12 protein-coding genes are annotated in these 10,423 nt (G+C 74.1%); 11 read left to right on the top strand and 1 reads right to left on the bottom strand.

Annotated elements, in window-relative coordinates:
• The first annotated feature begins 356 nt into the window (after positions 1-356).
• The gene (locus DQW06_RS06505; RefSeq protein ID WP_117198142.1) at positions 357-1,940 is read left to right on the top strand and encodes a beta-N-acetylhexosaminidase; all 1,584 of its coding nucleotides are present in this window, start codon (positions 357-359) and stop codon (positions 1,938-1,940) included.
• Between the two features lie 23 nt (positions 1,941-1,963).
• Here DQW06_RS06505 and DQW06_RS06500 read toward each other — a convergent pair whose 3' ends face one another.
• Positions 1,964-2,749, bottom strand: coding sequence for a DeoR/GlpR family DNA-binding transcription regulator (locus tag DQW06_RS06500; RefSeq protein ID WP_013153391.1), 786 nt, complete (start codon positions 2,747-2,749; stop codon positions 1,964-1,966).
• A 279-nt stretch (positions 2,750-3,028) separates the two neighbouring features.
• Here DQW06_RS06500 and DQW06_RS06495 point away from each other — a divergent pair, with 279 nt between their 5' ends.
• From DQW06_RS06495 to DQW06_RS06450, 10 genes are all read left to right on the top strand, one after another.
• Entirely contained in the window at positions 3,029-3,916 is an 888-nt protein-coding gene (locus DQW06_RS06495; protein WP_117198141.1) for an SIS domain-containing protein, read from the top strand.
• Complete coding sequence (locus DQW06_RS06490) at positions 3,913-4,821, top strand: ROK family protein (protein WP_117198140.1); 909 nt, start codon at positions 3,913-3,915, stop codon at positions 4,819-4,821. The genes DQW06_RS06495 and DQW06_RS06490 overlap by 4 nt, the downstream gene beginning before the upstream one ends.
• Positions 4,822-4,942: 121 nt before the next feature.
• On the top strand, positions 4,943-5,848 hold the full coding sequence (locus DQW06_RS06485; protein WP_013153388.1) for a 1-phosphofructokinase family hexose kinase: 906 nt from the start codon (positions 4,943-4,945) through the stop codon (positions 5,846-5,848).
• Positions 5,845-6,681, top strand: a complete 837-nt coding sequence (locus tag DQW06_RS06480) for a class II fructose-bisphosphate aldolase (RefSeq protein ID WP_071622190.1) — start codon at positions 5,845-5,847, stop codon at positions 6,679-6,681. Before DQW06_RS06485 ends, DQW06_RS06480 begins: the two co-directional genes overlap by 4 nt.
• A gap of 344 nt (positions 6,682-7,025) precedes the next feature.
• The gene (locus tag DQW06_RS06475; RefSeq protein WP_013153386.1) at positions 7,026-7,328 is read left to right on the top strand and encodes a gas vesicle protein; all 303 of its coding nucleotides are present in this window, start codon (positions 7,026-7,028) and stop codon (positions 7,326-7,328) included.
• Between the two features lie 79 nt (positions 7,329-7,407).
• Positions 7,408-7,812 (top strand): gas vesicle structural protein GvpA, encoded by a 405-nt coding sequence (locus DQW06_RS06470; RefSeq protein ID WP_358170770.1) that lies wholly within the window; start codon positions 7,408-7,410, stop codon positions 7,810-7,812.
• Entirely contained in the window at positions 7,809-8,540 is a 732-nt protein-coding gene (locus tag DQW06_RS06465; RefSeq protein ID WP_013153384.1) for a GvpL/GvpF family gas vesicle protein, read from the top strand. Before DQW06_RS06470 ends, DQW06_RS06465 begins: the two co-directional genes overlap by 4 nt.
• Positions 8,541-8,577: 37 nt before the next feature.
• Positions 8,578-8,826: a gas vesicle protein GvpG gene (locus tag DQW06_RS06460; protein WP_013153383.1), complete on the top strand. Its 249-nt coding sequence runs from the start codon at positions 8,578-8,580 to the stop codon at positions 8,824-8,826.
• Between the two features lie 20 nt (positions 8,827-8,846).
• Positions 8,847-9,491, top strand: a complete 645-nt coding sequence (locus DQW06_RS06455) for a hypothetical protein (RefSeq protein ID WP_013153382.1) — start codon at positions 8,847-8,849, stop codon at positions 9,489-9,491.
• Positions 9,475-10,423 (top strand): SRPBCC family protein (locus DQW06_RS06450; protein WP_157983357.1); only part of this gene is annotated, 949 nt, incomplete at its 3' end. The genes DQW06_RS06455 and DQW06_RS06450, both read left to right, overlap by 17 nt.

Genomic DNA, 10,423 nt, shown 5'->3' with positions numbered 1-10,423 from the left:
GGTCCCGACCGCCCCGGCGGTCCGGCGGGGGGAGCGGGGCGCGTTCGCGCTCCGCTCCGACCCCGCCCGTGGGCCGCGCGGTGTCAGCCATGTCCGTTTCGGGTGTACGCGAGGACCATGGTGAGCGCTCCCTCCGGTAGTCGATGAGTGACTATCGTCACGTTCTGGTTGATTGGTGTCAAGCTTTAGATCCTCCTTCTGTTCACTAGTAATCATCATGTGCTCATGTAATGATCGTTGGGTGTGACCGGCCCGAGCCCGGGCCCGACCGGGCGCCGCGCCCGTCCGCCGGAGCGGGCGAACGGTCGCCGCGACGGCCTCGGCCGCCGCCGAGGCGGCCAGAAGGGGGAACGAGCATGCCCGACGACGCGAGCCGACCCGCGGTCATCCCGGTGCCGACGCTGACGGAACCGCGTCCGGGCGCCCTCCGGCTGGACCGCGGACTCTCCCTGCGCGTCGAACCGGAGGCCGCGCTGGCGGGCGCGCTGTTACGCGAGGTCCTGGCCCCGCTGACCGGACCTGGGGCCGGGGGCGGTCCGGGCGGCGGTCCTGCCCCCGTCACCGTGCGCGTGGACCCCCGACGGGCCCGCGAACACGGCTACACGCTGACCGTGGACACCGACGGCGTCGAGATCGTCGGCGCGGACCCGGTCGGGGCCTTCCACGGCGCGCAGACCCTGCGCCAGCTCCTGCCCGCGCGGCTGTGGCGGACGGGCGCGTCCGCGCGGGGCGCGGGCATCCCCTGCACGCGCGTGGAGGACCACCCCCGGCTGCGCTGGCGCGGCCTCATGCTGGACGTGGCCCGGCACTTCCTGCCCAAGGACTTCGTCCTGCGCCTGATCGACCTGCTCGCCCTGCACAAGCTCAACGTCCTGCACCTGCACCTGACCGACGACCAGGGCTGGCGGATCGAGGTGCCCGGCTACCCCCGGCTGACGGAGGTCGGCGCGTGGCGGGCGCGCACCGTGGTCGGCGACGACCTCGGCACGAGCCCCGATCCGGTCTACGACCAGACCCCGCACGGCGGCTACTACACCGAGGCCGACCTGCGCGAGATCGTGGCGCACGCCCGCGACCGGTGCGTCGAGGTGGTCCCGGAGATCGACATGCCCGGCCACATGCAGGCGGCCATCGCCGCCTACCCCGAACTCGGCAACACCGGCGCCCCGACGATCGTGCGCGAGCGCTGGGGGGTGGGCACCCGCCTGCTCAACGTGGACGAGACCGCGCTGCGGTTCTGCCGCGACGTCCTGACGCACGTGATGGACGTCTTCCCCGGCCGGTACGTCCACTGCGGCGGGGACGAGGTCCCCAAGGACGAGTGGCGCGACAGCCCCCGCGTGCAGGAGCACATCCGCCGGCTGGGGCTCGCGGACGAGGAGGAGCTCCAGGGCTGGTTCACCGGGTACATCGCCGCGTTCCTGGCCGAGCACGGCCGCACGCTGGTGGGCTGGGACGAGGTCCTGGACGGGGGAGCGCTCCCCGCCGACGTGGCGGTGATGGCCTGGCGCGAGCAGGAGAGGGGCGAGGCCGCGGCCCGGCTCGGCCACGAGACGGTCATGGCGCCCACCAGCCACGTGTACCTCGACTACTACCAGGACGAGGACACCGCGGCCGAGCCCCTCGCCTTCGGCGGCGGCTTCGTGCCGCTGTCCACCGTCTTCGGCTTCGAACCGGTGCCCGCCGCGCTGGACGGGGAGGCCGCCCGGCGCGTCGTCGGCGCCGAGGCCCAGATGTGGACCGAGTACGTGGCCACCGAGGAGCACACCGAGTACATGCTCTTCCCCCGCCTGTGCGCCTTCGCCGAGGCCGTCTGGCGCCAGCCGGGCGAGCGCGGCCACGACCGCGCCGACTTCCTCGCCCGGCTGCGCGCGCACCTGGAGCGCCTGGACGCCCTCGGGGTCGGCTACCGGCCGCTGGACGGAAGGAACGGCCCGTGAGTCCCTCAGGCCCGGGCCGCGGTTCAGGCCTGGACGACCTCGACCCCGGCCCTGGTGAAGCCGTCCACGACGTCGGGGTCCGCGTCCTTGTCGGTCACCAGGACGTCGATACCGGCGACCGGCAGGATCCGGGCGAAGGCCCGCTGGCCGATCTTGTGGCTGTCCGCGGCCACGATGACCCGCTCGGCGCGCCGGGCGAGCAGCGTGTTGGCGGCGGCCTCGTCCTCGTCGAAGGCCATGGCGCCGATGTCGGCGCCCACGGCGTCGGCCCCGATCACGGCCACGTTCAGGGAGAGCGTCTCCAGGACCCGCTCGGCGAGCGGCCCCACCAGCTCGTAGGAGCGGGGGCGCACGACCCCGCCCACGACGACCACCTTGATGTGGGGGCGCACCAGGAGTTCGGTGGCGATGTTGAGCGCGCTGGTCACCACGGTCAGGCCGCGCCCGGGGTCCTCGCCGCGGAAGCTCTCGTGCAGGGCCAGGGCGCGCGCCACCTGGGTGGTCGTGGTGCCGCCGTTGAGGCCGACGACCGAACCCGGGGGGACCAGGTCCGCGATCGCCTGGGCGATGCGCTCCTTCTCCTCGGCGTGCCGGGCGGCCTTGTAGCTCAGCGGCAGGTCGTAGGAGACGGAGGAGGCCAGGGCGCCGCCCCGCGTGCGGGTCAGGAGCTGCTGCTGCTCCAGGTGGTCGAGGTCGCGCCGGACGGTGGCCGGGGAGACCCCCAGCTCCTCCACCGCCTCGTCGACGGAGAGGGACCCGCGCTCGGAGAGCAGTTCGAGCACAGCCGTCAAACGCTGGTGGCGGTCCATGACGTCCCCCAAGGACAAACTGTTGATCCAATCTGACTGTTAACCGACTATATCGATCAAAAACAATCAGGCTAACGATGCTTCGTGCGCGTCGTCGCGCACCGCACGCGGAGGACGGGCCGTCACAGCACTCCTACCCGACCCGGCAGCGGGGCGCACGGCGGGACACACCGCGAACGGGGCCGCGGGCGGGGACGGGGATCCGGCGTCCGGACGAGGGCGCCGGGCCGCTCCCCGCGGCGGGCGCGAGGGCCCCGCAGCCAGCAAGGGAGATCCTAGATGAACACCCATGTCACCGCGGAGATCGCCAGCCAGCCGCAGTGCTGGCGGCGCGTCGCGGACGCGCTGGCGTCCGCCGAACCCGCGCTGCCGCGTCCGGGGGAGCGCACGGCCGTCGTCGGCTGCGGCACGTCCTGGTTCGTCGCGATGTCCTACGCCGCCCTGCGCGAGCGGGCCGGGCAGGGCGGGACCGACGCGTTCCCGGGTTCGGAGGTGCCGCCCGGCCGCTCCTACGACCGCGTCGTGGCCATCAGCCGCTCCGGCACGACGACCGAGGTCACTGACCTGCTCAGGGCGGCCCGGGACGTGCCCACCACCGTGATCACCGCCGTGCCCGGCTCGCCGGTCACCGAACTCGCCGACCTGAGCGTGGTGCTGGACTTCGCCGACGAGAGGTCGGTGGTGCAGACCCGCTACGCCACGACGGCGCTCGCCCTGCTGCGCGCCCACCTGGGCCACGACGTCGAGCGCTTCGCCCGCGACGGCGAGCGGGCCCTGGAGGCCCCGCTGGACTCCCTGGTCCGCGCCGAACAGATCACCTTCCTCGGCCGGGGGTGGACGGTGGGCCTGGCGCACGAGGCGGCGTTGAAGTCGCGTGAGGCGGCGCGGATGTGGACGGAGGCCTACCCGGCGATGGAGTACCGCCACGGCCCCCTCACCATCGCCGAGCCGGGACGGCTCGTGTGGTCCTTCGGCGAGCCGCCCGCGGGCCTGGCCGCCGAGGTCGAGGCCACCGGCGCCGCCTTCCGCGCCAGCGACCTGGATCCTCTGGCCGACCTCGTCGTGGCCCAGCGCCTGGCCGTCGCCCTCGCCGAACGGCGGCGGCTCGACGCGGACCGGCCCCGCAACCTCACCCGTTCGGTCGTCCTCGCGGACGAGCCGACGTGAGCGCCGTCGTCGCCGTCGACGTCGGCGGAACCCTGACCAAGGCGGCCCTCGTGGACGCCGACCACAGGGTGCTCCTCGCCCGCAGGACGCCCACGCCCACGGGACCCCGCGTCGCCGAGGCCGTGATCGACACCGCCGCCGCCCTCGTCGGGGAGCTGCGCTCCGCGTCCCGGGACGCCCCGGTCGCGGCGGTCGGGGCGGTCGTCCCCGGCATCGTCGACGTCGGGCGCGGGGTGGCGGTGTGGTCGGAGAACCTCCTCTGGCGCGACGTGCCGGTACGCGACCGGCTCGCCGAGCGCTGCGGGCTGCCCGTCGCCCTCGGGCACGACGTGGCCGCCGGAGGCCTGGCCGAACAGCGGCTCGGCGCCGCGCGCGGCCACGAGGACGCCGTCTTCGTCCCCATCGGCACCGGCCTGTCGGCGGCCCTGCTCCTGGGCGGGCGGGCGCACACCGCGGGCGGCTTCGCGGGCGAGATGGGACACGTGGACGTGGGCCACGGCGGGCCGTGCGCCTGCGGCGCCACCGGGTGCCTGGAGGCGATCGCCTCGGCCGCGGCCATCGCCCGCCGCTACGCCGAGCGCACGGGGCGGCCCACCCGGGAGGCCCGTGAGGTGGCCGCCCTCCTCGTACGGGGCGACCCCGACGCCAGGCGGGTGTGGGACGAGGCCGTGGACGCCCTGGCGCTCGGCCTCTCCTGGATCAGCGCCGTGCTCGCCCCGCGGGTCATCGTGGTCGGCGGCGGTCTGGCCCGGTCCGGCGAACTGCTGCTCGCCCCGCTGCGCGAACGGCTCGAAGCCCGCCTGACCTTCCACCGGCGTCCGGACGTGGTCCCCGCCGCGCTGGGCGACGAGGCCGGGTGCCTGGGCGCGGCGCTGCTGGCCCGGGAACTGCTGGAGCGCCCGTGAACACGACCGGCGACCGTGACCGCGCCCGGACCGAGCCCCGGGTCTTCCCCGGCCGCGACCGCACACCCCGGGCCGTCCGCGGCCGCGACCGCCGCACACCTGCGGCCTCCGGGAGGAGCACGTGATCGTCACCGTCACCGCCAACCCCGCCGTCGATACGACCTACGAGGTCGACGCCCTCGTACCGGGCCGCTCCCTGCGGGTCTCGCGCGTGTGGGAGCGCCCGGGCGGCAAGGGCCTCAACGTGTCCCGGGTCCTGCGCGGGCTCGGCGAGCCCACGCTCGCGGTCGCCCCCCTCGGCGGACCGACCGGCCGGTGGATCGCCCGCGCCCTGACCGGGGACGGGCACCGTCTGCGGGTGGTGCCCATCGAGGGCACGACCCGGCGCACCCTGACCGTCGTGGGCACCGACACCACGGTCCTCAACGAACCGGGCCCGCCGCTGAGCGCCCGGGAACGGGCCGCGCTGACGGAGGCGGTGCGCGACGCGCTGACCGGCGCCCGCGCGCTCGTGCTCTCCGGCAGCCTGCCCCCGGGCGCACCGGACGACCTGTACGCGGAACTGGTGCGCGTCGCCGCGCGGGCGCGCGTTCCCGCCGTCGTCGACGCCACCGGCCCGGCGCTGCTGGCCGCGGCGGCGGCCGGGGCCGCGGTGGTCAAACCGAACGCGGACGAGCTGCGCGCCACCACCGGCGGATGCGGCGCCGACGCCGCCCGCCAACTGCTGCGGGCCGGGGCCCGCAGCGTGGTCGTCTCCCTCGGGAGCCGGGGCCTGCTGGCCTTCCACGGCGACCGGGGGTGGCGGGCGGGCGCGGTCCCGGGCGTGACCGGCAACCCGACCGGAGCCGGGGACGCGGCGGCCGCCGCGATAGCCCTGGGCACGGCCGCCGCCGACCCCTGGCCCCGGACCCTGGCCCGCGCCGCCGCGCTCGGCGCCGCCGCCGTGCTCGCCCCCACCGCGGGAGAGGCCGACCCGCGGGCCTACCGCGCGTTCCTGCCCACCGTGCACGTCGAGGAGTACGCATGACACTCGTTGGGATCACCACGCTGCTGGAGCGGGCCGTCGCCCGACGCGGGGGCGTCGGCGCCTTCAACGTCGTCCTGTTGGAGCACGTCGAGGCGCTGATCGCCGGAGCCGAGCGCGCCGCGGCCCCCGTCGTCCTCCAGATCAGCCAGAACTGCGTGCGCTACCACGGGGCGCTGGCCCCCCTCGCGCTGGCCACGCTCGCCGCCGCCCGCGAGGCGGCCGTGCCGACCGCCGTCCACCTCGACCACGCCACCGACGTCCCGCTCGTACGCGAGGCGATCGAGCTGGGCGTCACCAGCGTCATGTTCGACGCCTCCGCGCTGGACTACGAGGACAACGTCGCGGCCACCCGCGCGGTGGTCGGCTACTGCCACGCCCGCGGCGTCGCGGTGGAGGCCGAACTCGGCGAGGTCGGCGGCAAGGACGGCGTCCACGCCCCGGGCGCGCGCACCCGGCCCGAGGAGGCGGCGGAGTTCGTCCGCGCGACCGGGGTGGACTCGCTGGCCGTCGCGGTCGGCACCTCGCACGCGATGCGCACCCGCGACGCCCGGGTGGACCACGAGCTCATCGGCCGCCTGAACCGGGCGGTCCCCGTGCCGCTGGTGCTGCACGGGTCGTCGGGGGTCGCCGACGCCGACCTGGTCAAGGCGGTGGACAGCGGCATGACCAAGGTCAACATCGCCACGCGGCTCAACGACGCCTTCTCCGGGGCGCTGCGCGCGCGGCTCGACGAACGGCCCGACCTGACCGATCCGCGGGCGTACCTGGCTCCGTGCCGTGACGCGCTGGCGGACGAGGCGCACGCCCTGCTCCGCCTCCTGCGCGCGGGGTGAGGAGCCTTCGGCGTCGCAGCGCGGTTTTCCTTTCCTGTTAAGAGGTTGCGGTCCTGAACATTCCCGCGGGAGTTTTCCCGTGCCGCGTTTTCCGGGGCCGGGGCACCTGGAGACCCTCCCGTATCCCCGCTTTCCCGCGACCCGTGGAACACGCGGAGCCCCCGCGTCCCCGAGTTCCCCGGGCGTTCCCGCGTTCCCCTGGTTCCCCGGCCCGGGCGTTCCCGGCCGGCCCGTTTTCCCCCGCCTTGACCTCGGGGAGGTTTTGTCCCGGTCTTTCTCGGTAGTGGGTCAAGCCAAGGGCATGGCAAGAGAAATTCGGATAATGGCCGACGGCCAGGAGATCCATGAGTCAGGACAGCAAGGACGACGGTTCCCCTCCGCGCGAGGGACGACGCAAGACGATGATGCAGCGTCTGCGCGAGGCCCAGGAGCAGTTCGAGGAAGTGACCGGGCTGGAGGTCGAGGGCGTCTCCGGGTTCCAACGATCCGGAGACGGCTGGGACCTGACCCTCGAAGTACTCGAACTGCGCCGGGTTCCGGACACGGTGAGCCTGCTGGCCACGTATTCCGTGGAACTCGACGCCGACGGGGAGATCGAGGGGTACAAGCGCGGCAAGCGCTACACCCGCGGTCGCTCCGACGGCTGAGCCCGGCCGACCCCGGGCGGACGGGGAGCCTGCCCCCCACAACCTCACCGACGAAAGGAGCATGATTCCGATGACGGTGATGCAGCAGTCATCCGGAGGCGGCCGCAGCTCCGGCAACCTCTACGAGATCCTCGATCTCATCCTCGACAAGGGACTGGTGATCGACGTGTTCGCCAGGGTCTCCCTCGTGGGCATCGAACTCCTCACCGTCGACGTGCGCATCGTGGTCGCCAGCGTCGACACCTACCTGCGCTTCGCCGAGGCGTGCAACCGCCTCGACCTGACCAGCAGCGGCGGGGCCGGACTCCCCGACCTGCTCGACAGCGGCATGGAGAAGGGCGCGCGCAGCAAGTCCAAGGGCGCGCTCTCCGGTGCGGCCGAGGCCATCTCCGAGTCCTTCTCCAAGGGACAGTCCGACGAACAGGAGAAGCAGCCCGCGCGCGCCCGCCGGCGCTCCTCCGCCAAGAAGGAGGGCGAGGAGTGAGCACCTACGTCTACGGGATCGTCCGCGACGACGAGTCCCTCGACGGCGTCAAACTGTCCGGGGTTGGCCAGGACGCGGCGCCGGTGCGCTTCGTCCGCGCCTACGGCGTGGCCGCCGCGGTCAGCGACGCCCCCGAGGGCCTGCGCGCCAAGCGGCGCGACCTGGAGGCGCACCAGAACGTGCTCCAGGACCTGGCCCAGGCCCGCGGCGTCCTGCCCCTGCGCTTCGGCGCGGTGAGCGAGGACGACGACGCGGTCGCCGCCGAGCTGGCCCGCTTCGCCGACCACTACTCCGTGCTCCTGGACCAGCTCCAGGGCCGGGTGGAGTTCAACGTCAAGGCCAGCCACAACGAGGAGGCCGCCCTGCGCGCCGTGCTGCGCGCCGACGAGGGGCTGCGGGCCCGCAACGAGGAGCTCAAGGCGGCCGGGGGAGGCACCCCCGCCGAACGGATGGCCTTCGGGGAGCAGGTCTCCCAGGCGGTGGAGGAGCTGAGGCGCCGTGACGCCGAGGCCGTCCTGAAGCCCCTGGAAGGACTGGCCGAGCGCGTGTCCGCCTGGCCCGCCGTGGACGGCGGCCTGGCCAACGCCTCCTTCCTCGTGCACCGGGACCGCACCGGGGACTTCCTGCGCGAGGCGGCCCGGGTCCAACAGGAACTGGCCTCCTACATGGAGGTCCGCGTCAACGGACCCCTGCCGCCCTACAGCTTCGTGGCGTCCCCCCAACAGTGACCCCGCCGGGCGGGGACACCGAACAGGAGTCAGGGGCATGGGCCTCCTCAGCATGATCCTCACCGCTCCCGCCGCGCCTGTCCGGTTCGTCGACTGGACGGCGCGCCAGGTCCTGGACGCGGCGGAGCGGGAGCTGTACGACCCCTCACGCATCCGACAGCAGCTGGCGGAACTGTCCGAGCGCCTCGACGCCGGAGAGCTGTCCGAGAGCGAGTTCGACCAGGCGGAGGACGAACTGCTGGACCAGCTGGAGGAAGCCGAGCGGTACCAACAAGGTCTTCTATAGCGATATCGAGGTGAGATCCCGTGGGGGACACGGCGAAGATCGTGGCCGCCGCAGTGGGCGGCTACGTCCTGGGCCGGAGGAAGAAGTTCAAGCTGGCCCTGGGGCTGGGCCTCTACCTGGGGGCCAAGAAGCTCGACATCAAACCCGGACAGCTCGCCCAGGGGCTGCTCAAGGAGGTCTCCGCGCTCCCGGTGGTGGGTGAGCTCAAGGGCCAGTCCCGCGAGCAGCTGCTCAACGTCGGCAGGACCGCGGCGGGCAACATCGCCGGCAAGTGGGCGGGCGGCCTGGCCGACTCCCTCAACAGCCGCACCGAACGCCTGCGCGAGGGCGCGGCCGGGGCCGCCTCCGGCTCCGACGAGGACGGCTCCGACGAGGACGGCGCCGCGCGGGACGAGGCCGTCGAGGACGCGGACGAGACCCGGGACGACGGCGACGCCGAGGCCCGTGGCGAGCCGGGCGGGGACTCCGCCCCCGAGCGCCGGACCAGGCCCAAGGCCGCGAAGGCGTCCCGGGGCGCCGCCTCGGGCACCGCCGCCCGGACCAAGGGAGCCGCCGCGCGGACCAAGGGCACCGCCAAGCGCGCCTCGGCCTCCGCCAAACCCGCCCGGCGCAAGCGCGCCTCGGGCACCGGCGGAAAGGGGGGCGACGATGGCCGCGACGACTGACTCCCGGGGGCCGCTGGCCCGGCTGCGGTCGGCCGCCGACAGGAACGAGGGCACCTCCAAGCTCGCCGACGCCCTCCAGGACTACCTCAGCGCCAAGGCCACCAGCGTGGTGCACGGCGCGGCCCGCAGGCTCGGGGCCACGGTGGAGCGCCTCACCAGTGAGGGCGCCTCAGCCGTCCCCGTCGCGGCCGGGGTCGGCGGCAAGCTCGCCCAGGGCAAGAACCCGGTCAACGCCGTGGTCACCGGCGGGGCCAAGGGCCTCAAGGACAAGGCCAGGAAGGGCCTCAAGGACAAGGTCGGCCAGGGCCTGGGCACGGGTTCCTCCGGAGGGGGCGGCAAGCCCGGCAAGATGGTCAACATCGTCGAGGACGTCGACGTGGGCGTTCCGGTCCGCGTGGCCTACAACCAGTGGACCCGCTTCCCCGACTTCGGCTCCTTCGCCAAGGGCGTGCAGAGCGCGGAGCGCACCGGGGACACCTCCTCCCACTGGAGGGGCAAGGTCTTCTGGTCCAGCCGCAGCTGGAGCGCCGAGGTCACCGAGCAGGTCCAGGACCAGCGGATCGCCTGGTCGACCGAGGCCGCCAAGGGCACCATGAAGGGCGTCGTGACCTTCCACCCCCTGGGGGAGAACCTCACCCGCGTCCTGCTGGTGGTGGAGTACTACCCCAAGGGCCTCTTCGAGCGCACGGGCAACATCTGGCGGGCCCAGGGCAGACGCCTGCGCCTGGACCTCAAGCACTACCGGCGCCAGGTCATGATGCTGCCCCGGGACGAGGCGGCCGAACTCCGCGGCTGGCGCGGCGAGGTCCGCGAGGGCGAGGTCGTCCTCTCCCACGACGACGCCGTCGCCCTGGAGGAGGCGGACCTCACCGAGGAGCAGTGGGCCGAGCTGGAGGAGCTGGACCCCGACGAGCGGGCCGAACTCGCCGACC

Source organism: Nocardiopsis sp. TNDT3 (assembly GCF_003427465.1).
Classification (GTDB): Bacteria; Actinomycetota; Actinomycetes; order Streptosporangiales; family Streptosporangiaceae; genus Nocardiopsis; species Nocardiopsis dassonvillei.
Note: the sequence above shows the minus strand (reverse complement) of the source record. Positions and strands in the feature narration are given on the sequence as shown.